The organism is Streptosporangium sp. NPDC053982 (genome assembly GCF_055585205.1).
Genome location: NZ_JBVJKQ010000008.1, coordinates 210,056 through 232,068, shown reverse-complemented (window position 1 = coordinate 232,068; position 22,013 = coordinate 210,056). Strand labels below are relative to the sequence as shown.

Below are 22,013 nucleotides of genomic sequence, written 5' to 3'. Positions count from 1 at the left end.
CGGCAAATTGCCATCGCATGAGGGTCTACCTGGGCCGATGTGCCCGCCCGGTGGTAACGGGCGGGCACATCGGCGCGCTCAGCGGTCCTCGAAGCCGAACTGGTCGAACCTCAGCACGCGGGCGTTCTCCGAGACGATCCGCACCTTGTCCTCAGGGAAGCCGTCCGCCTTGCGCGCGGTGATCTCGATGCTCAGCTCCAGTTCCACGCCCTCGGCCGCGGCCAGGTGCTGGATGACCTCCTGGGCCAGCTTGGTGAAGCTCTTCTGGTAGAACTCCGGGTCCAAACTGGTGGCCCCGTAGAACCTGACGTTCTTGGGCCCCGGCGGAGGCGGAGGCGGGATCGCCCCTCCCGGTCCCGGGACGGTGACCGTCACCTCGTCCATCCCGCTGCCCGATCCGGCCGGCACGACGGTGTCGCCGACTCCCCCGGCCCGCCGGGCGGCCTCAGCCTCGGCCTCGGCGCGGGCCCGCTCCTCGGCGTCGCGCTGGGCGACGGCCAGGTCCGGCCGGACCAGCAGGGTGCCGTCGGTGACCTGCCCGAAGCCCGCCCGGGAGGGCAGGACCAGGCCCTCGAACCGCTCGCCGTCGTAGCCGGTGGCGAGGGCGAACCCGGTGCGCTCCCAGTCGAGCTCGTCGAGGCCGGCGACGATGCCGTCCTCCAGCACCTCGCGGCCCCGTAGCCTCGGCAGGTAGGGATAGCGGCAGTAGTAGTCCCACAGCTCCTTGACGGAGATGTGGCCTCGCTGCCAGACGCTGGCCAGCTCATTGTCCAGGTTTCCCCGGATGACCGAGGCGGCCTGGATCACCCGGAGCGCGTCGATCTGGCGCAGCTTCGCGCTGACCCGCTCGGCGAGCCGCTCCTTGCTGCCGTCCGCCTTCTCCATCTGCCAGGTGATGTGGGCCCCCGGCATTTGCGCCGGGACCAGCGCCCAGTAGTAGGTCTCCCTGATCCGCAGCTCGACGGCCTGGTCGGCGTTGGCGAGCCGGGTCTCGACCTGTTTGATCTGCTGGACGGTGAGGTCCAGCTCGTCCCGGCGGTCGGTGATGTTCTTCCAGGCGAGATACTCCCGTACGGCCTCCGCCAGCTCCTCCATCCGCTTGGCGTCACCGGCGAGGAAGACGAGCATGTTGCGGTTGATCCGCTGGGCGCTGCTCTTCCTGTCGAGGATCTCCTGCGCGCGGACCATGGCCGAGGAGCCGCGGTCGTTCTTCGCGTGGACGACGCTCGGGTGCAGGATGACCAGGCGCGCGTCACCGGTGTCCGGCACGTCCGCGCCGCCGCTGGTGACGTGTACGGCGGAGAAGTCGCCCCGCGACCTGAGCTCCTTCTTGAGCCGATCGGTGATCTGCAGCCAGACGTCCTCCACGTGCAGCCGCTCGGCGTAGTCCTTGGCCGTACGGGTCACCGACGCCTGCGTGTCGTACCAGTAGCGGAACCCGTCCACGTAGAGGAAGGTCGCCCGGTCGGTGAGGACGTGCAGCGCGGAGCCGAAATTGCCCACCACGTCGCCGGGGAGGGCGACGCCGAGCCGGATGTTCTGCTGCTCGATGCCCTTGTGCGGCCTGGTCAGCGTCGGGGCGGAGCCGAAGAAGAGCGTCCGGGCCAGCCGACGGGTGAGCGCCCGCTTGCCGAAGACGGTCCGCTCCTGGTCGATCTGGACCGGCGTGGCCGTCTCGCTGTCGACGTCGGTCTCCAGGACGGCCTTCCAGTGATCCTGGAGGTACTGCGCCAGCTCACCGACCACCAATGGATCGTTGAGCGGCAGCGAGCCGGGCATGATCAGCGGCCCGGCGTCCTGGGACTGCCAGAGCCGCTGGATGACCATGCTCATCAGCCGCAGCACGCCTCGGGTGCGCTGGAAGCGGTCCAGGGTGGACCAGTCCTCGTAGAGCCGGTCGAACAGCTCCGGGTGGATCGGGTAGGCGGCGATGATCCGCTTCTCGTAGGCGACTTCGGAGCACTCGCGTGGGAACTCGCCCTTGTGGTCGTTGTAGAACTTCCAGAACTGCTTGGCGATCGCCGCGATCTCGGCCTTGGCCGCGGCACTGGGCTCCTCGAACAGACGGCGACGGACGATCTCGAAGGACTCGTGGGCACGGGCGGGCTGCCACTGCTGGGCGACGCGACGGATCACGTTCTGCAGCCGGTCGAGGGCGGCCTGGCCGTTGACGCCGCCGACCTCCAGGGCGCTGCCCATGATCCCTTCCTCCGCCTCCTTGTGGCTGGAGGCGGGGATGGAGACTACGAGCAGCGCGCCGGGCACTGCCTTGGCCGCCTCGGTGATGGTCTGCGCGAAGGTGAACTGGGTGTCGAACGTCCCGGCTTCCAGGTCCTCGCGTCCGTAGAGCTGCCGGGCGTAGGCGACCCACTCGTCGATGAGGATCAGGCAGGGCGAGTACGCGGCCAGGAGCCGGCGCAGCGCGTCGCCGGGGTTGGTGTGCGCCTGGTCGGACTCCCTGACGAACTCGTACGCCTCCCGGCCGCCGAGCTGCCAGGCCAGCTCGCCCCAGAGCGTGCGGACGTGGGTGCCGTCCTCCTTGACCTTGCCGGCCTTCGGGTCGATGTGGTTGCCGACCAGCGCGGCCCGGTTGACCTTCGTGCCGACCGCTCGGGCATCGGTCTCCTGCAGCAGGTCCACGACCTCCTGGGGGAACTCGTGCAGGGGCGTGCCGGAGAAGAGGTGCCACAGGGCGAGCATCGAGTGGGTCTTGCCGCCGCCGAAGTTGGTCTGCAGGTTCCAGACCGGGGTGGCGTTCATGTCGCCGCCGACCCGCTCGACGGCACGCTTCAGCAGGTCCTTCAGACCCTCGGTGAGGTAGGTGCGCCGGAAGAACTGGACCGGGTGGGAGTACTCCTCGCCGACGCTCTCCCCGATGGAGACCATGTGCAGGTCGGCGGCGAACTCGGCGGCGTCCAGTCTGCCCCGCTGCACGTCCTGGTGCGGGGTGATGACCTCCCGCCACGACTTGAGCCCGTTGGCCTCGACGACGGGCATGGAGGTCACCGACTGCGCGGCCCTGCGGGCCTCGCTGTCGTAGAGGCCGCGCTGGTGGTCCAACCGGAGCTTGCGCACCTCGTCGGCCCGGTCCATGGCGCCGATCGCGGTCAGCAGCCGCTCCATCGTGTCGAGGGCGCGGTAGGTGTCGTCACCGGAGAACGGCTTGGTGTGCGCCCACTTGTTGCCGACCTCGCGCAGCTCACTGGCGAAGTTCTGCTCCACCCGGGACAAGCGGTCTTTGAAGACCCGCCACTCCTCGGTGAGGACCCGGAGCAGGAAGCGGACGTCGGTCTTCTCGTAGGACCTGTTCACGCCGTGCTTGGCCGCGTCACGGGCCTCGATGACCTGGAGCCAGTCATGGCTGCCGGTCGTGGCCATGCTCATCATCAACTCGACGAACGGCTCCAGGCCCTTCCCGAGGATCTCCAGGCCCCGACCGATCCTGTCCCTGTTGCTGAGCGCCATCTCGTCAGTCCTCTTCGGGGGTGAAGTCGAACATTCCCTGGGTCATCGGGGTCGGCGCGTTGCGCGCCGCGCTCTCGATCTCCCGCCAGGAGGAACCGAGCGCGTTGAACAGCAGGGCAGTCTTGGCCCAGTTGCGCTTCTCGCAGATCGAGAAGAGCAGGTAGGAGAGTTCCTTCGCGGTGTCGAGGCTACTAATCCTGGTCTTCGCGGCAGCCATAAGCCGCCCGGCCGCCTCGATGCCTTCCTCGTCCAGCCGCTTGGCCAAGTGCATCACGACTTCCCAGGTTGAAATCCGGTCATCGCCCCGGGGGTCGTAGTCACTTGGTAGATCATCAAAGCTATATAACCGAACCTTATTTGCCCGTGACCTCAGAACACCCGATCTGTCGAGGCCATCAACAGACGTATTCATAGCCTTGGAAAGTGTCTCAGCACTACCATAGACACCTTCATCAAAACCATGAGTTTCGAACCATTTAATACAGAATCGCGTATTGGAGTCGAAGTCGCCCTCCTGTTCAGAGAGCACCTCGGCAAGGATTTGATTGATCAAAACGAGCGCTGCTCGAATCCGCATTTGAGAACCATCAGGATCAACAACCTGAGCATACCGCGAGAAAATTGCCATTCCTGGACCAATTGCCGCTTGAGCTAAGTCCACAGGCGCAACACCACCTTGCTGTAGATCTCGCAGCGCGCTTGGAAGCTCCACCTTAAGTGCGTTTATTAATCCTCTTCTATCGATTAATCCAGCCGCCCCATGTCTTGGCCTGCAGGCCAAGACAATTGAAGAAGCAAGTATATTTTTACCGATACCTAGAATTTTATTGCCCAATTCGGTTCGAATCGGCCAAGTTGCGGTGATCGACCATCCGGATTTAATCATTCCTTCAAGGAGTGTCTCCCAGCCTGTCGAAGCCTCGCCTTCACCTTCTGTTTCAGATTGCTTGAAGGCATAGAAAACCGTTATGGGGTAATCCGCTGGTGCCTCCTCTTGGATCTTAGAGAATACGCGACGGAATCCGTCTTCGAAAAACCGCGTCGCCCCATCATTTCCACCTTGACGATAAGGCTTAGCAACGAGTTCTTGGTCCTTGGGGGTAAGCATTGTCCCAAGAAGTTCGGGGAATATTCGACCAAGCGAGCGACGGATCCATACATAAAAGAAATCAGACAGGTCGGCGTAGCTAATATTGTCATAGTATGGAGGGTCTGTAGATACAAGAACACCCTCATAAGAACGGGAAGCGGCATCTACCTGATCTGCCGTCCCTACACCTTGAGCGCGAAGATTACGCAATACCGAAAATATTGCCTGCTCTGACTTTTGCACCCCCCCTGACGCTTCAATAAAGGGATTAGCCTCCGAGTAATCCCATGCCATGGGAATTGCTTGACGCGCGAAGACATTACGAGTCCCCTCGGTCTTTGTGCTTGAGTCCCATCCGCAAACACTCGAAAGTCTATCCGCAGCCTTACTAACCAAAATTCCGAGGTAAACAGCAACAGACTCTGCATAAGCTTGAGCCCCCAGGCCACCACTCACGAGAGAATCGCCGACCGGGAGACCAGCAGCAACAGCTTCGCTGAGAGCCTTATCCTGAGCCTCGGAGATTAAGTCACTGAATACCGAAAGCGCTACTAGCTGCCTATTAGTGAATAGCTTGTCATAGGTGTTAATTCCATAATTAACACACCAGACATCTTTTACTTCTTTGGCTATATCTGCGTCAGGAATGTTTTCCGGGCGATAAACGTCGGCGGCCTCCTCATGCTTATTGTTTGGCGCCAGGTAGTAACGGCCCCTGACTCCTTCCGCAACAACCGCCATGAGCTGACTTCCAATTCGCCCCGCCTTGCCCTCCTTGCTAAGAAATATACGCTTTTCTGATGAGCCACATATAACACAAGTAAAGAAAGTCCGCTTAACCGTTCCATCTTTAGGGATACCTCCTGGGCCACGAATTTCAAAACGGACCCGATTTCCTTCAATAATGGGTTCTACATAACGTTCTTTTCCTTTCTTTCTGCCAAGCCAGAAGGAGCTAACTAAGGGGGTGATTCCACCGCAAGCCGGGTTAGGGCATGTAACTGTACGCGCCCATATCCAGGAAATAACGTTGGCTTCTGTCCCATCCGGAAGCTTCGCCTTCGGATACAGATGCCCGATGCGCTTCTCCGCCTCGTCCCGCATCCACTTCCCGTACCGGCGAACGTCCTCCGCCAGGCCGGTCGCCCCCGGCCAGTCCCCCATCCGCTCCTCGGCCGCCCCCGGGAACACCGGAGGCTGCCCCGCCCACTTCGGCGGGATCTCGATCAGCGCCTTGTTGATCAGCACCGGCACCGGGTTCAGGTCCGAGGCGTGCGCCTCCAGCCCCAGCCGCTGCGCCTCCAGCGGGATCGACCCGCCGCCCGCGAACGGGTCCAGGATCGGCGGCGGGTTGCCGTCGCAGGACTTCCAGATCTCCCGGCGGGCCTCCTCGTAGAGCGCCTTGTCGTTGATGTTGTCCCAGTCGACGAGCCGCTCGATGATGCCGAAGAGGCGCTTGCGCTCCACCTCCTGCTCGGCCTCGGTGGGGAACTCCTCCGGGCGCGAGGAGGGGTCGTCCACGAGCTGGGCGAAGAGTACCGCCCGGCAGGCCGCCAGCGGACGCCGAGCCCACCACAGGTGCAGGGTGGACGGGTGGCCGTGCCGGATCGACTTCTCCCGGGCCGACTGCTTGTTGATCTCCTCCAGCGGCAGCGCGACCTCGATCAGCTTCTTCCGGTACCCGCCCGAACCCGTACCGCCATCCACACCGGTGCCGCCCGTGCCCACGCCCATGTCGCTCATACCGGTGCTCCTCCTCGTGCCCATTCCTTGTTCCAGTCGCCACTCAGGTCGGTGGCGGCGAAGTCGCCGAACTCCACGTCCCGGAAGGGGTCGACGAGGTAGCGGACCTCGTCGTGCTCCGGGCCGTCCGGGTGAACGCTCACCAGCGCGAGGCGGAAGGACCGGCCGGAGTTCTTGCCGGTCAGCACCTCCGTCCGGGTGACGTGGAAGTCGGTCGCCCCGGCGATCCGGCCCTTGACCTCGAGGAAGACCCAGTGGTCGTCCACCGTCCGGGAGCGGATGTCGTAGCCGGGGTTGTTGTGCGCCATCTCCTCCGGCAGCCGCCCGAGCTTGCGCTCCTCGGCCAGCACCCGGTCCACCGCGCGCCGCTCCACCCCGGCGGTGTCCCTGGCGTACGCCTCCGGCGGGCCGGTGCGCAGGCCGTCCAGCCGGTCGAGCAGGCCCTGCGGGACGACCAGCGCGCCGCCGGCCACCAGCGGGGTCCGCACCTGGAGCAGCTCGTCGCGCTCCAGGTCGGCCAGGCGGCGTTCCAGCCGGGCCTCCAGGTCGCGGGCCCGCCGCTGCGCGGTCTCCGGCCGGATCTTGAGTTTCTTGCCGGTCAGCTCGGCGTCCAGCAGGTCGGCGTGCCGGGTGTCCCAGTAGTTGATCTCCTGCAGGAGACGCTGCCGGACGAGCGTCCGGGTGCGGGCGGTCTGCGCCTTGAGCCGGGTCCGCAGGTCGTCGACGAACGTCGCCAGGCCGTGTTCGACGGCCCAGCCGATCGCCAGGTCCTCCACGCCCGCCGCGAGCCAGTCCTCCTCCAGCACACCGGCCACCAGCCGCCGCTCCCGCTCCGAGGCGGGCGCGTAGTCGAGGTACGGCGCGGCGCCCGCCGTACGGGCCGCCGTCCGGCCGAGCTCGACGAAGTCGAAGCGCTTGCTGACCACGCGGTTGTGGCCGTCGGCGACCTCCTGGGAGACGGCGACCAGCAGGTGCGGCTCCTCCCCCGGGTCGCGGCGGTCCACGAGCACCGCGCCCTGCTTGAGCTGGGTGCCGTGCCGTTCGACGACCAGGGAGAGCACCGCGTCGAGCAGCGGGTGCCCAGGGGCGAGCAGGTCGGCGCGGGGGCGGCCGGGGACGCGGACGAGCTCGCGGTCGAAGGTGACGCGCTCGTAGCGGCGCAGCACCGGGACGCCCGCCCGGATCTGCCGGTCGTGCTCGACGAGGTCGCCGGCGACGTGGGTGATCTCGTAGCGGCCGGTCTCGCGCTCGGCGATCCGGCCGCCGAGCAGCTTGAACGCGGCGAGGAAGAACGCCTTGACGTAGTGGGGCTGCAGGCGGCGGGCCTGGGCCTCCTCCATGCGCAGCCGCCACCGGGCGGCATCGGTCTCCGCCAGCCGCTGGTGGGCCAGGGCGCGCTCGCGCATCAGCCGGTCGAGGCCCTGGCCGACCGAGTCGTCGATGACCTGGTTGAGCCGGTCGCGGACCTCGGGGCGGTCACCGTACTGGATGGCCTCGACGAGGAGCTTGCGCAGCGGCTCGCCGTGGAACGCCTCACCGAGGACGTCGAAGACCTTGCCCCGGTAGGCGCGGCGCTGCTCCTCGATCTTCTCCAGCAGGCGCAGGAAGACGGCGCCCTCGCGGGTGTCGGCGGCGACGAGGTTCCACAGATGGCAGACCTCGGTCTGGCCAATGCGGTGGATGCGGCCGAAGCGCTGCTCGATCCGGTTGGGGTTCCACGGCAGGTCGTAGTTGACCATGAGGTGGGCCCGCTGAAGGTTCAGGCCCTCGCCCGCGGCGTCGGTGGCGACGAGGACGCGGCACTCCCTGTCCTGGGTGAAGACCTCCTTGACGCGGCGGCGCTGGTCGCGGGAGACGCCGCCGTGGATGGCGACGACGGCCTCCTCGCGGCCGATCAGCCCGCGGATCCTCTCGACGAGGTACTCCAGGGTGTCGCGGTGCTCGGTGAAGACGATGAGCTTGCGGGGGCTGCCGTCGGCGTCGCGGATCAGCGGGTCGTCGCAGAGCAGGTCGGACAGCTCGGTCCACTTGCGGTCGGTGCCGGAGTTGCGCACCCGGCGGGCCAGCTCGGCGAGGTCGGCGAGGATGCCCAGCTCCTTGTCGAGCTCGGCGATGGTCTGCGCGGTGGTCGCGGCGTCGACGACGTCGTCCTCCAGCTCCTCCACCTCGGAGCTGGGCAGCTCGTCCAGCTCGGCGTCGAGGTCGTCCGGGGCCTTGCCGAGGGCGGCGGCGAGCCGGTCCTTCAGCCGGGACTCCATGGCGCTGCCGCCGGTGGCCAGTTCGTGGCGGAGCCGCTGCAGGCGCTTGTGCCGGCGGACGAGGGACTGCAGGATCGCCTCCGGGCTGGAGGCGAGGCGGCGCTGCAGGACGGTGAGCGCGAAGCCGACGGTGTTGCCGCGCCGGCCCTCGCCCTGGGCGGCGAGCTGCTGGGCCCGGCCCATCTCCTCGCGGACGTAGTCGGTGACGACCTCGTACAGCTCCCGCTCGGGGTCGGACAGGTCGTACGGCACCGTGTAGGCGCGGCGCTCGGGGAACAGCGGTCTGCCGTCGAAGGTGAGCAGGTCCTCCTTGACCATGCGGCGCATGAGCCCGTCGGTGTCGGCGGAGCTGATGCCCTCGCGGTACTTGCCCTCGAAGCGGTCGGAGTCGAGCAGGCCCATGAAGAGCTGGAAGTCGGCCTCGCTGCCGGCGTGCGGGGTGGCGGTCATCAGCAGCAGGTGGCGGGCATGCCGGCCGAGCAGCTCGCCGAGCTGGTATCGCCTGGTCTTCTTCAGCTCGTCGCCGAAGTAACGGGCGGACATCCGGTGGGCCTCGTCGACCACGACGAGGTCCCAGTCGCTCCGGGCGAGCTGGGCCTGCAGCTCCTCGTTGCGGGAGAGCTGGTCCATGCGGGCAAGCAGCAGCGGGTGGCGCTCGAAGACGCTCTGGTCGAGCTGGGCGTCGACGAGCTGGCGAGTGAGCTGCTCGAAGCGGAGGCCGAACTTCTCCAGCAGCTCCTCCTGCCACTGCTCGACCAGGCCGCCCGGCGCCACGATCATGCACCGTTCCAAATCGCCGCGGAGCATCAGCTCCTTGATGTAGAGGCCGGCCATGATGGTCTTGCCGGCCCCGGGGTCGTCGGCGAGGACGAACCGCAGGGGGGTGCGGTCGAGCAGCTCGCCGTAGACCGCCTGGATCTGGTGCGGCAGCGGCTCCAGGTCGCTGGTGGTGACCGCGAGCATCGGGTCGAAGCGGGCCGCCATGCGGATGCGGAGCGCCTCGGCGGCGAGCTTGAACAGCGCGCCGTCGCCGTCGAAGCCGTAGGCGGCCGAGGGCTTGCGCAGGCTGAGCCGGGGCTCGTGGTCGCGGGAGAGGAGCTGATCCTCGATCCGGCCGCCGGAGGTCCGGTAGGTGAGGTTGACGGCGTTGGAGCCGTACCACTTGACCGCGACGACGGAGACGTCTCCTCCAGGTGTCACGCCGCCGACGACCGCGCCCGGAGTCAGCTCCTCGAGTCTGACGCCCGCCACCCTGGCCTCCCGCTTCACAGCAACTTTCGCGCATGATCCACTTGCAGCCATGGGGGCGTGTTAGATTCCCCAAGGACGGGTCAAACATAGATCAAACTTTCAACTCACACAATAAGTTTGTGTGTATCAAATTCACGTCGCCTGAATGTCGAAGAGGTGGCGTTACCCTGTGATCACAGAGCGAGACGGGAGAGGCTCTCCCGGACCTTCACCGCGTCGGGATGCTCCGGCCCGTGGAGCTCGACGAGGTCCTCCAGCAGCGCCGAGAGCGTGCGGTGAGCCCGGTCGGTGTCGCCCGCGCCCAGCTCCAGCAGGCCGATCTGCCGCCGCAGCCCCAGCGGACGCGTGTCGGTGCGGCCGTGGACGGCCTGGACGTCGATCAGCAGGCGCCGCAGCCGCTCCAGCGCGCCGCCGGTCTCGCCCATGAGGGCCTGGCAGGTCGCCTCCTGGCGGCGGCAGTGCAGGGCCCGCTCGTCGTGCGGGCCGTACCGGCGGGCCAGGTCGCGGTGCAGCTCACCGAAGGCGGGCGCCGCCCGGCGATAGTCGCCGCCCTCGAAGAGCGCCTCGGCCAGGCGCAGACGCAGGGCGAGGACCTCCTCGTCCAGCGGGTCCAGCGTCCGCCCGGCGGAGGAGACGGCGGCGTCGAGCACCTCGACCGCCTGGCCGTACCGCGACGCCCCGGCCAGGGCCTCGGCCTCGCCGCGCGCCCGGGAGAGGGAGTCCCGGTCGAAGGCCGCGTCACCTGGGCCGGGCTGCCGGGCCGACTGCGACTGGCCGGAGTCGAGGTCGGAGCGCGGTTCGGGGGCGGGAGTGGGACGCGGGTCCACGCCGTCGAGGACCCGGCCGACGGCCTCGGCGTACATCCGCAGCGGGCTGGGGCCGGGGCTCACCACCCCGAGCAGCGGCCGCAGGCCGGTCGCGAAGGGCAGCAGCGCCCGGTGGACCTCCTCCGCCCGTGCGAGGCGGTCCTCGGCGCGCTTCACCAGCAGCCGCAGGACGAGGCGGTCCAGCTCTCCGGGCACGTCGGGACGTCCGTCGTGCACCGGCGGGGCGGGCTCGTGGACCTGCCGTTCCAGGATCCGGTACTCGGTCGCCCCGTCGAACACCCGCTCCCCGGTGAGCATCTCGTGCAGGACGAGGCCGAGGGAGTACAGGTCGCTCTGCGGGCCCACCGCCGCCCCCTGGGCCTGCTCCGGCGACATGTAGGAGGGGGTTCCCATGACGGTCCCGGTGCGAGTGAGCCGGGACAGCTCGGGGTCGTGGAACATGGCCAGGCCGAAGTCGAGCACCTTGACGGTGCCCTCCGGGCAGATCATGAGGTTCGACGGCTTGAGGTCCCGGTGCAGGACGCCCCGGGCGTGGGCGGCGCTGAGCACGGCCGCGACCTGCGCGGCGATCCCGGTGGCCCACCCGACGGGAAGCGTCTCGTGCTCCCCCAGGACGTGGTCCAGCGTGGCGCCCTCGACGAACTGCATCACCATGAACGGCCGGGGCCCGACGCGCGGATCGTCGTGGACGCCCACGTCGTGGATGGCGGGCATGCCGGGGTGCTCCAGCTTGGCCATGATCCGCGCCTCGTGGACGAAGCGCTTCACCAGGGCCTCGTCGGGCTGCCCGTAGGGGAAGCGGATCAGCTTGACCGCGATCCTGCGGTCGAGCTTCTGGTCGTAGCCGCCGTGGACCTCGCCCATCCCGCCCCGGCCGAGGGGAAGGGGGTCCAGCTCGTAGCGGTCGCCGACGACCGTGCGTCCCGCCGTCACCAGCCCTCCCGGAGCCTCGCCATCCGGCAAAGTTACACCGATGATCGCGCCGATCGCAGGGACTTATCAGGCATGACACCGAAGTATGTCCGGAACCGGACAGAAGCCCCTGCTTCTGGAGCGGGCCCCCTCAGTGAGGGGCTTCGACTCCGATGAGGATCGGAGCTTCGAGCGGAGGCGCGGCCCCGACCGGGTGCGGAGCTTCGAGTGAGTCCGGGGTTCGGGTCAGACTCGGGGCGTCGAGGTGGTGCGCGGCGAGCACCTTCGCCAGCCGGTCCTCGAAGGTGCTGCCCTGCACGCGGGCCTTCTCCGGCCCCACGTACTGCCGCCAGCGGGAGGGGTGCCGTGGCGTGCCCGCCACCATCCACGCCCGGCGGACGCCCGACGTCTCGAGGTGCCGGCGCAGCCAGGCCACCTGTTCCCGCAGGACCGCGCCCGTACGGCCGCTGACCCGGTTCGATCCCCAGGCGAACAGGACCTCGTCGGCTCCCCGCAGCGCCTCGGCGAGCAGGGCCCGGGACCGGGTCACCTCCGGCTCCCCGATCGGGAGGACGGCGAGCTGGGTCTGGTCCTTGGAGGGGACGTCCAGCAGGTTGGCCAGCCGGAGCCGGTCGCACCCCACGAGGGGAAGGGCACAGCCCAGGTTGCGGAACGAGATGGTCTCCGTGGCCGGGCGGAGGGCGGGGTTCAGCAGGATCGCGCACAGCGTCCGGGAACCGGGGCTCTCCTCAGCCTGCACGTGGGTCTCTCCTGGTCTACGGGGGGTTCCAGGACCTTACCGCGCCACCGGGTCTTCCGATCTTGTTACCGGCCCGGCACGCCCTCGGTGAGCGAGCGCGCACCGGCTTTCACCGGGAACGCGCCCACGGCCGTGCCCGGCCCGATGGCCGGGCACGGCCTTCAGGTCACTCGACCGTGATCCGGTGGGTGGCCTTGGCCGGTCCGGCTGTGGCCTCCCCCGACCACATCGCGAGGTAGTCGTACCTGCCGGCGACGGCGGGCGTGTCGGTGAACGTGTACGTGCCGTCGTCGTTCACGCTCACCGGCGGCAGCGTGACGCTTTTACCGCTGACGCCGTCGACGTACACGCTGCGTTGCACGGTGAGCGTGGCCCTCACGGGCGGATGGTCACCCGCCGTCAGCACGCCGGTCAGTGTGACGGGCGTGCCGGCGACACCCGACTGCGGCCCGTCCATGGTGAGGGTGGACACGTGCCTGATCATCACGGTGACGGAGGCGTCGCTCCGGCGGTAGCTGTCGTCGCCGTCCCAGAACACCTGGTAGGTCACCTCACCGACCTCCGGCGGCGTGTCCTGGAAGGTGAACGTGCCGTCCTTCCGAGTCGTCACGCCGGCGATCGGATCCTTCCTCCCCTCGACCGAGCGCCGGGTCACCGCGATCGGCCTGAGCCCGAGCGCCTTGCCGTCGGCGCGAGTGAGCCGCCCCTCGACGGTGACCGGCGAGCCGATGAACTCGCGCGCCGGGGCCGTCACCTTCAGAGTGGACGCCGGCAGCGCGACGCCCGTCACCCGCCACAGCAGCAGCCGGTCCGCGGAATTGCGCAGCAGCGCGAAGACGTCCGAGCCGGAGAACGCGACACCGTCCGGGAGCAGTTCGGCGTCCGGCTTGTCGGCCGCGAACAGCTTCGCGCCGGTCGCGGCGTCGTAGAGCGTGAGGTCGGTGCTGCCGTACTGGCGTCCCGCGGCGACGTAGGCGCCGTCCGAGCCGAGCGCCACGGCCGAGGGGTACCCGTCCCAGCCGTCGCCGTAGGTGCCGGTCACCGCCAGGGTCCGGGTGTCGTACCTGTTGAAGCGGCCGGGACCGTCGGCCGCGGAGTACAGGGTGGCGCCGTCGGAGGTCAGGGCGAGGTCGCGCAGGTAGTCCATGCGCCACTTCGTGCCGTCGATCGTGCCGCGCAGCTCCGGGGTGCCGCCGCCGATGTCATAGACGAGCATGTCGGCGTGGTGCAGGCCGGTCCGGCCGACCACGAGCGTGTCGCCGGCGGCCGCGAGCACGGGAGCGCTCAGGTGCTCGCCCCCGACCGCCGTCGGTGTCGGTACGGCCACGCTCAGGTCCAGGCCGACGACGCCGCCGGGATCGTCGCATCCGTACCCCACCCACAGTCGCTCGCCCAGCAGGGCCAGGGTGGACGGGCACGGGTGAGCTGAAAGGTCGATCCGCCGGGTGACGGCGAGGCTCGCGGTGTCGATCTCGGCCACCTCGTTCGAGCCGGTGAGCGCCGCGTACAGGCGGGTGGCGTCCGCGTTCATGGCCAGCTCGCGGACGTCGGACAGGCCGGTGACGACACCGCCGGTGAGGTTTCCGTCGGTGCCGGCCACGATGATCCGATCGGTGGCGGAGACGAACACCCGGCCGCCGCCGACGGCCAGGTCGGCGGTGTAGGAGTCGAAGGTCACCCCGAGGTCGGTCGTGATGTCGGCTGCCGAGGCGGCGGGGGCCGCGACGGTGAGCAGACCGGTGAGAAGGCCGGTGATCAGACCGGCGACGCCGCAGTGAGCGACTAATCGACGAACCAGTGGGTGGCGCACAAGACCTCCTGCACAGATGGGAACGTGTGTTCTAATAACCTCCCATGATCTCCATCCCGTCAAGATCAGCCGATTGCGCGAGACCAAACCGTGATCAAGAACGCTCCGTCCTGGTCGGGGAAGCGCGTTCTTGGGGGAAGACAGGGCCTGCCGTGCGCAAGGGACCCCTCGCTCAGCCACATGTCCAGTGCCGGTCGGTACCGTCGCGGTCCAGATCCGTCACCGGGTGCCGTCGGCGACGTTGATGCCGGTCGCGTCGAGACACCTGCCGGACCGTGGAGCGACGATCCGGCCGCGCCTCTGGTCTCCCCGGGTGCGCCGGACCGTCTCAGCATCGGCACGCGTACGGCGAGGCGTGGGCCTCCGGCGGATTCCGACGTGACGCTGTGGACATACTTCTCATGAATCACACCCGCGTCACCCGTAACACCTCGGGGACGCCGAGCCGAACGAGGAGAGCCATGTCGAACCCGCCGCTTCCCGAGGGCGTCGTCGAGATGCTGAAGAAGCCGAACCCCGCCGTCATCGCGACGCTACGGTCCGACGGCCAGCCCGTGTCCACGGCCACCTGGTACCTCTGGGAGGACGACGGCCGGATCCTGGTCAACATGGACGAGGGCCGCAAGCGGCTGGACCACCTGCGCAACGACCCCCGGGTGACGCTCACCGTGCTCGACGAGGGCAACTGGTACACCCACGTCAGCATCATCGGGCACGTCGTCGAGATGCGTGACGACGAGGGCCTGAAGGACATCGACCGGCTGTCGACGCACTACGGGGGCAACCCGTACCCGCGGCGGGACCGCAAGCGGGTCAGCGCCTGGATCGAGGTGGACCGCTGGCACGGCTGGGGCGAGCACAAGGACAGCAGCCAGGCCTGACGGCCGCGGCGCCGTTCCTCACAGAAACCCCGGGCGATGGGGCCGGGCGGCGCACCCGGCCACCTGTCGGTAGGCCGCGCCACCTTCTCCCCGGGCCGACTGCGGACGGACGTCCCGCCCCGATGGAGTCAGGCGGCTTCCCGCCGGAGCCGCCGCTCACGCCGCCAGACGAACGCCACCATGCCGATGTTCGCGACGGCGAGGATCAGCACGGACGGGCCGCCGCTGCCGGCGGACCGGTCGATCGCGAAGGCCTCGCCGTCCGCCATCAGCGTGTTGACGGCCGTCCACAGGACGTTGTTGGCGGTGTGGAAGGCGATGGACGCTTCGAGGCCCCGGCTGATGATCGCCATCAGGCCGGTGCTGACGGCGAACACGGCGTAGTAACCGGCCAGCCAGGGGTCGGCCGACCCGTGGCTCGCCGCGAAGGCCAGGCTGGAGATCACGAGTCCGACGGCCATGGCCGGGCGCACCGCACGCACCCAGGACGCGGCGGCGGGCAGCATGGCGCCTCGGAACATCAGCTCCTCGCCGGCGGTCTGCATCGGGGTGCTCAGCACCACGATGACCAGCATGACGATCGTCGTGCCGGTGACGCCGAAGGCGGTCCAGCCCGGCGAGTCCGGCGCGATCAGCGCCACGACGCCGATCACCGCGCCCACCAGCGGCACCGCGCCCATCAGGTAGTACGTCAGGCGGCGGGTGTCGAAGGCCCGCGGGAAACTGATCAGGCTGCGCCACGGCACCTTGGCCAGCCACGCCAGGAGCAGGATCGTCAGCACGCCCGTCACGCCCGTGCTCAGGTTGACGGCCAGGAACTTCAGCGGTGTGAAGGCGGGCGCCATCGGGTCGTCGCTGCCCTCGAGGACGCCTACGACCTGGTAGAGAAGCACCTGGAGGACCAGCAGCAGCAGCGGCGACCCGATGATGACCACGAGCGGCTTCCACCGGCTCATGCGGAGATGGGCGCCGAACGGCCGGGAGCCGTCGACGGCCGGCCGGGAACGCTCCGGCGTCAGGAGACGCGAACGTCCCGCGTCGGATGGGATCGGGTGACCCGTCGCGTCTCCGGGTCCGTCGGGTCGTGGTGCGTGCATCGGGGGATTCCTCTCGGGCTTGCGCCGGCAGGTGGGCCCGCGGGCGAAACGCCATGCCTCCTGGGCGCACGCCGGAGAGCGCCGCCACCGGTGACCATGACGTCCGTCCAGGCGGGCACATCGGTGCTCACACCCGGATCGCGAGGTCGATGCCCCGCGGGGTGAACATGCCCTCCATTGCAACGCTCACCGCGTCCCTCCGGGCAGTGTCACCACGTCACCACCTCGCCGTGACATTCCGCGCCGGGCACGACGGGAGACCCGCCCGGCGTCGGCCACCGGGGAGTTCCCCGATGCGGCTGGCCTGGTCGTCAGGAGACACCGGGGAGTTCCCCAATGCGGACGGCAAGGCCGAGCGCGCCGGCCCGACCGGCTCACGGCCCGCCCCGGCTCGGAGCGGGCCGGGGGCCGGGGGCCGGTCAGGAGCCGTGCCCCGCGAAGGGGCCGCCGGCGGTGAACGCCCGCTCGGCGAAGCGTTCGCCGATGCGCCGGTGGGCGGCGGTGTCCGGGTGGAGCCGGTCGGGCAGCGGCAGTTCGGCGAAGTCGGCCTCGCCGTAGAGGTCCAGGCCGTCGAGGTGATGCAGGTTCGGGTCGCCGGCCGCCCGCTGGGCGGTGATCCGTGCCAGTTCGTCGCGGATGACGCCGAGGGTCAGCTTCCCGTTCGCCCGCTCCGCCGGATCGCCGGTGGCCATGAAGCTCACCTGTCCGGCGCTGAAGGCGGCGGGGTCGAACGCGCCGGGCCCCGGGGTGTCCTCGTGGATGGGGCAGTGGATGGGTGAGACGACCAGCAGCGGCGTGGTGGGGTGGCCGTCGCGGATGGTGTCGAGGAAGCCGTGCACGGCCGGGGTGAAGGCGCGGAGCCGCATCAGGTCGGCGTTGACCAGGTTGATACCGATCTTCACGCTGATGAGGTCGGCCGGGATGTCCCGCATGGTGCGGGCGGTGAACGGGTCGAGCAGCGCGCTGCCGCCGAAGCCGAGGTTGACCAGCTCGACATCGCCGAGGGAGGCGGCCACGGCCGGCCAGGTGGCGGTGGGGCTGGTCGCGTTGGAACCCTGGCTGATGGAGCTGCCGTGGTGCAGCCAGACCCTGCGGCCCCGTTCCGGTACGGGTTCGACCGGGGCGTCGGTGCGCAGGGCGACGAGTTCGGTGGTCTCGTTGTGCGGCAGCCAGATCTCGAGGTCCTTCACCCGGTCGGGCAGGCCGGTGAAGCGGACGGTGCCGGGTGGGCCGGACCGGTGGTCGGCGGTCCCGGCGGCCATGTCGATGGTCACCGTGTCGCCGCCGGTCACCCCGGCCTGGTCGGTCAGGTGGCCGTCGACGAGCAGGTCGTAGACGCCGTCCGGGCGGGGCGGCAGGCCGGTGTAGGTGTGCCGGGTGGGCAGCGTGTCGAGTTCGACCGCGGTGGCCCGGGTGCGGAAGGCCAGCCGTACGCCGGCGGGCTGGGCCTCCACCATGGCGAGCTGCCCGTCGGTGTACTGGGCGCGGGCCCACGCGGGCAGCCGGTGCGGCAGCAGGCCGCGGGCGGTGCGCTGCAGGTCGAGCGCGCCGCGCAGGATGTCCGTGCTGATCGGCGTGGTGATCCAGGTGGTGGTCATGTCCTCGGTCCATCGATCGGTGTCGTACGGTCCCACGGCGGATACCCGCGGGATCGCCCGTCACAGCCAGTCGTGTTCGCGGGCGTAGCGGGCCGCGTCGTGGCGGGTCCGGGTCTGGGTCTTGCGCATGGCGTTGGAGAGGTAGTTGCGTACGGTGCCCGGCGCAAGGTGGAGCCGGGCGGCGATGTCGACCACCGAGTAGCCCTCGCCGGTGACCCGCAGCACGTCGGCCTCACGGTCGGTCAGGGGGCAGTCGTCGGTGACGGCGAGCGCGGACACGTCCGAGTCGATCCAGCGTCTGCCCGCGTGCAGGGTGGCGATGACCGAGACGATGTGGGCCGGTTCCGCGGACTTGCTGACGAAGCCCTGGACGCCGAGCCTCAACGCCTTGCGCAGCACGCCGGGGCGGGCGTGCCGGGTCAGCATGAGGACCACCTGTTCCGGGTGGGCGCGGCGGATCTCGGCGACCGCGCCGAGGCCGTCCACGCCCGGCATCTCCAGGTCGATGACCAGCACGTCGGGCCGGTGCCGCAGGGTGGCGTCGATCGCCGTCCGGCCGTCCTGCGCCTCGGCGAGGACGGTGATGTCGCCCTCCATCGGCAGCAGCGCGGCCAGGGCCGTGCGCAGCAGCGCCTCGTCGTCGGCGAGCACGATGGTGGTCATCGGCCGTTCTCCCCCGGGGCCGCCGGGGCCGCTGATACCTCCGGCGCCGCGCCGGCACGGACGGGCGGGAAGACCGCCGCCGTCAGGAACCGCTCGCCGGTCTGTTCCACGGTCAGCTCGCCCCCGTCGCCCGCCACCCGTCGCCGCAGCACCGCCAGCCCCCTGAGCTCGGGGGGCGTCGTGGCGGTCACGCCGTCGTTGACGATGGTGATGCCCGACTCGGCGAGCGTGATCCGCACCTGGGTGGCCTGCGCGTGGCGCAGGATGTTGGTGGTCGTCTCCCGCAGCACCTGGCCGAGCAGCTCACCGACGCGGGAGTCGGTTTCGGCCTCCCGGGTCACCCGGACCCGGATGCCGGCGGCCTCGAACAGGTTCTTCGCGTTCTCGATCTCCGCGGTGAGGTTGAGCCTCCGTTGGGCGTGCGCGAGTTCCTTGGTCTGCGCGATGGTCTCGCTGACCAGCGCGTACGTCTCCCGCAGCTCCTTGTCCGCCCGCGCGGTGTCGTGGGGCAGCAGTCTCCGGGCCAGGGCTATCTTCAGCTTGGCCACGTGCAGAGTGTGGCCCTGGATGTCGTGCAGGTCGCTGGCGAACCGGAACCGCTCCCGGACCACGGCCAGCTCCGCCTCGCGCTCCCGGGTCTGTTCGAGCTCCCGGATGAGGTCGTAGAACCGCTCTCCCACCGCCGTCATGAGCATCACCAGCGCGGTGAGCACGGTCGGGACGAGGGCGTAGACGACCAGGACCTCGCGGACGTCGTCCCGCTGCACGAGCAGCCGGGCCGCGCCGACGGCGGCGACGTAGGCGAACAGACCGGCCGCCGCCGGCCCTCGACGCCGCCGGACCTCGCGCAGTGAGAAGGAGCCCACGGCGCAGACCCCCCAGTACGCGTTGGGGCTGCCGGTCACCAGCACCCCCAGCGGCCACACCACCGCCGCGACGATCATGCAGGGAAGCGCCACCCGCGCCAGGTCGTCCGCCGTCCATCGTTCGAAGGCCACCACGGCCGCCACGGCGCCCGGCGCCAGGACGGCGAGGTGCCACCAGGCATGCGTGTCGGTGTAGAGCAGGAACACGGCGGCGAACACGACCGGTGGCAGGGACGTCGCCAGGTTGAGGCGGCGCAGTCGTCCCTGCGTCGACTCGGTGAAACGCGGTGGTCGTTCGGTCACGACCCCAGTTTCCGGCTCCCACCGGCCATGACCAGTGACACCACGTCACATGCGGTCGTGACACCGCGCCACTGACGCGTCGCGTGCGTACCCGCTGTCATGGGTACATGTCTACCACGCCCGTCATCGAGGTCGACCGGCTGAACGTGACCTACGGTGACTTCCACGCAGTGAAGGATCTGTCCTTCGAGGTGCGGCCCGGGGAGCTCTACGCTCTGCTGGGCACCAACGGGGCCGGGAAGACCTCGACGCTAGAGACCGTCGAGGGGCACCGCGCGCCGACCTCGGGCACCGTACGCGTCTTCGGGCACGACCCCGGTGACCGGCGAGCGGTTCGTTCACGGATGGGCGTCATGCTCCAGGAGAGCGGTTTCTCCCCTGACCTCACCGTCCGCGAGTCCGTCCGGCTGATCGGCCGGCTCACCCGGCGCGCCGACGACGTCGACCGGGTGCTCGACCTGGTCGACCTCACCGGCCGGGCCGGTCGGCGCGTGTCCCAGCTGTCCGGTGGGGAGAAACGACGGCTGGACTTCGCCACCGCCGTCTACGGCACCCCGGAGCTGATCTTCCTGGACGAGCCGACCACCGGCCTGGACATCTCCTCCCGCGACGCCGTGTGGGCGACCGTGGACCGGCTGCGCGAGAACGGCGCGACCATCGTGCTCACCACCCACTATCTGGAGGAGGCGCAGCAGCGCGCCGACCGGATCGGGCTGATGCACGAGGGGACCTTCCGCCGGGAGGGAACCGTCTCCGAGCTGACCCGCACCCTGCCGGCCGTCATCCGCTTCTCCCTCCCGTCGCCGTCACCGGCGCCGATGCCGTCGCCGCCGGTGCGGGCCGTCGCCGACGCGGACGGGAGGGTCGTGGTCGAGACCTTCGAACTGCAGAAGGACCTGCACCTTCTGCTGGGGTGGGCGGAGGAGCACGCGGTGGAGCTGCGGGACCTGGAGGCCGGGCCGACCCGGCTAGACGACGTGTTCCGGGCCATCGACCACTGATTCGTCCTTCGGGAAGGAGCCTCACCGTGTTGTCCATCGCGTCCAGCGAACTGGTCCAGATCTTCAGGAACCGGCTCGTGCTGATCACGAGCCTCATCATCCCCGTGGCCGTCTGCGTGCTCTTCGTCCGCCAGCACGAGACCTTCACAGCCATCGGCAGCCTCGGCTACATCGCGGCGATCGTGCTTTTCACCGTGACCGCGTTCGGGCTCTACACCACCGCCGTCACCACCCTGGCCTCCCGGCGCCAGAACCTCTTCCTCAAGCGGCTGCGCTCCACCGCCGCCGGCGACGCCGGCATCCTCACCGGCCTGCTGCTGCCCGTCACCGTGCTGGCCGTGATCCAGGTGACCGCGATCCTGATCGCCCTGGCCGTGGTCGCCGGTGGACCGGCCGACGTCGCCCTGCTCGTGGCGGCGGCGCTCGCGGCCCTGGCCATGATGGTCGGACTGGCCCTGGCCACCGCCGGGCTGACCAACTCCCCCGAACACGCCCAGGTCACCACCCTGCCGGTCACCCTCGGCGTGATCGCCGTGGCGAGCTGGGTGGGCATCAGCGGCACCGCGGACCTCACCTGGCTCAAACGGCTGCTGCCCGGCGGCGCGGCCACCGAACTGACCGTGAACGCCTGGAACGGCGGCGTCGCCGTGGCCGACTCCCTGCTCCTGCTCGCGCCCACCCTGGGCTGGGTCGTCGTCGCCGTCGTCCTCGCCACCCGCCTCTTCCGCTGGGAGCCCCGCCGATGACCGCCGAATCCCCGCCGGCCGTCCCGGCCCTGGCGGAAGACCTCCTGCTCCTGCTGTTCCAGCCCGGGTCCGGGACCATCGCGGGTGAGAACACGCTCTTCTACGTCCTCGGCGGAGCCGTGCTCGCCGACCTCGCCCTCGGCGGCCACCTGACCGTGGAGGCCCGCGACCGGGTCAGGGGCACGGAGGGTCACCCGCCCTCGGATGATCTCCTCCGCCCGGCGTGGGACCACCTGTCCGAGAAGCCGCGGGGGGTGCAGGCGGCGCTCGCGGCGATCGGCCCCGCCCTGCGCGAACCGGTGCTGGAGAGGCTCGTCAGACGAGGCGACATCGACCGGGAGCCGCACAGGCTGCTCGGCCTGTTCCGTACGACGGCCCTCCGGGACGGCGGGACCGGGCGACGAGCCCGTCTCCTCGCCGATGTCCGGCGGGTCCTCGTGGACGGCACGGAGCCGTCGGCCCGCGTGGCCGCGCTCGCGGCGCTGCTCTCGGCGAGCGGGACGCTTCCGCGGTTCCACCCCGAGATCCCCTGGACGTCAGCCGTGATCGAGCGGGCCGAGGAGCTCGAGCGCGGCGACTGGGGCGCCCACGCCGCGGCGGAGGCCGTGAACCGCACCGTGACGGCCACGGTCGTCAACAGCGTCGTCGTGGCCGTCGCCGTGCTTCCTCCGAGCTAGTGCGCCGGCGCCACCGGCCGGCACCACAGGGGGTGGGCCGCGGCCCGGCTGGGGCGAGCACGAGG

At 69.5% G+C, this 22,013-nt stretch carries 14 protein-coding genes; 4 read left to right on the top strand and 10 right to left on the bottom strand.

Going from position 1 to position 22,013, the window contains the following annotated elements; genetic code table 11:
• Positions 1–78 precede the first annotated feature (78 nt).
• The 6 genes from ACZ6W9_RS16455 to ACZ6W9_RS16430 all read right to left on the bottom strand — a co-directional run bounded on the left by ACZ6W9_RS16455 (position 79) and on the right by ACZ6W9_RS16430 (position 14,116).
• Positions 79–3,465 carry a Swt1 family HEPN domain-containing protein gene (locus tag ACZ6W9_RS16455; protein WP_470118406.1) on the bottom strand — a complete coding sequence of 1,129 codons (3,387 nt, stop codon included), beginning with the start codon at positions 3,463–3,465 and terminating at the stop codon, positions 79–81.
• 4 nt (positions 3,466–3,469) lie between these two features.
• Positions 3,470–6,298, bottom strand: a complete 2,829-nt coding sequence (locus ACZ6W9_RS16450) for a DUF1156 domain-containing protein (RefSeq protein WP_470118404.1) — start codon at positions 6,296–6,298, stop codon at positions 3,470–3,472.
• Entirely contained in the window at positions 6,295–9,807 is a 3,513-nt protein-coding gene (locus tag ACZ6W9_RS16445) for a helicase-related protein (RefSeq protein WP_470118402.1), read from the bottom strand. The genes ACZ6W9_RS16450 and ACZ6W9_RS16445 overlap by 4 nt, the downstream gene beginning before the upstream one ends.
• A gap of 173 nt (positions 9,808–9,980) precedes the next feature.
• Entirely contained in the window at positions 9,981–11,567 is a 1,587-nt protein-coding gene (locus ACZ6W9_RS16440; protein WP_470118400.1) for a serine/threonine-protein kinase, read from the bottom strand.
• Between the two features lie 130 nt (positions 11,568–11,697).
• A complete protein-coding gene (locus ACZ6W9_RS16435) occupies positions 11,698–12,306 on the bottom strand; it encodes a DUF1643 domain-containing protein (RefSeq protein ID WP_470118398.1) in 609 nt (202 codons plus the stop codon).
• Between the two features lie 166 nt (positions 12,307–12,472).
• Entirely contained in the window at positions 12,473–14,116 is a 1,644-nt protein-coding gene (locus ACZ6W9_RS16430) for a YncE family protein (protein ID WP_470118396.1), read from the bottom strand.
• Between the two features lie 461 nt (positions 14,117–14,577).
• Between ACZ6W9_RS16430 and ACZ6W9_RS16425 the strand changes: the two genes are divergently transcribed.
• The gene (locus tag ACZ6W9_RS16425; protein ID WP_470118394.1) at positions 14,578–14,997 is read left to right on the top strand and encodes a PPOX class F420-dependent oxidoreductase; all 420 of its coding nucleotides are present in this window, start codon (positions 14,578–14,580) and stop codon (positions 14,995–14,997) included.
• A gap of 128 nt (positions 14,998–15,125) precedes the next feature.
• Here the strand turns inward: ACZ6W9_RS16425 and ACZ6W9_RS16420 are convergent, their stop codons facing one another.
• From ACZ6W9_RS16420 to ACZ6W9_RS16405, 4 genes are all read right to left on the bottom strand, one after another.
• Entirely contained in the window at positions 15,126–15,953 is an 828-nt protein-coding gene (locus ACZ6W9_RS16420; RefSeq protein ID WP_470118392.1) for a lysostaphin resistance A-like protein, read from the bottom strand.
• A 560-nt stretch (positions 15,954–16,513) separates the two neighbouring features.
• Complete coding sequence (locus ACZ6W9_RS16415; RefSeq protein WP_470118390.1) at positions 16,514–17,692, bottom strand: SGNH/GDSL hydrolase family protein; 1,179 nt, start codon at positions 17,690–17,692, stop codon at positions 16,514–16,516.
• A gap of 60 nt (positions 17,693–17,752) precedes the next feature.
• On the bottom strand, positions 17,753–18,355 hold the full coding sequence (locus tag ACZ6W9_RS16410) for a response regulator transcription factor (RefSeq protein WP_389960154.1): 603 nt from the start codon (positions 18,353–18,355) through the stop codon (positions 17,753–17,755).
• Positions 18,352–19,524, bottom strand: coding sequence for a sensor histidine kinase (locus ACZ6W9_RS16405; protein WP_470118388.1), 1,173 nt, complete (start codon positions 19,522–19,524; stop codon positions 18,352–18,354). The genes ACZ6W9_RS16410 and ACZ6W9_RS16405 overlap by 4 nt, the downstream gene beginning before the upstream one ends.
• 107 nt (positions 19,525–19,631) lie before the next feature.
• Between ACZ6W9_RS16405 and ACZ6W9_RS16400 the strand changes: the two genes are divergently transcribed.
• Genes ACZ6W9_RS16400 through ACZ6W9_RS16390 form a run of 3 tightly spaced genes read left to right on the top strand, consistent with a single transcriptional unit; the run spans position 19,632 to position 21,948 of the window.
• Positions 19,632–20,525 carry an ABC transporter ATP-binding protein gene (locus ACZ6W9_RS16400; RefSeq protein WP_470118386.1) on the top strand — a complete coding sequence of 298 codons (894 nt, stop codon included), beginning with the start codon at positions 19,632–19,634 and terminating at the stop codon, positions 20,523–20,525.
• A gap of 26 nt (positions 20,526–20,551) precedes the next feature.
• On the top strand, positions 20,552–21,271 hold the full coding sequence (locus ACZ6W9_RS16395) for an ABC transporter permease (RefSeq protein ID WP_389960148.1): 720 nt from the start codon (positions 20,552–20,554) through the stop codon (positions 21,269–21,271).
• Positions 21,268–21,948: a GOLPH3/VPS74 family protein gene (locus ACZ6W9_RS16390; RefSeq protein ID WP_389960146.1), complete on the top strand. Its 681-nt coding sequence runs from the start codon at positions 21,268–21,270 to the stop codon at positions 21,946–21,948. The genes ACZ6W9_RS16395 and ACZ6W9_RS16390 overlap by 4 nt, the downstream gene beginning before the upstream one ends.
• Positions 21,949–22,013: the final 65 nt, after the last annotated feature.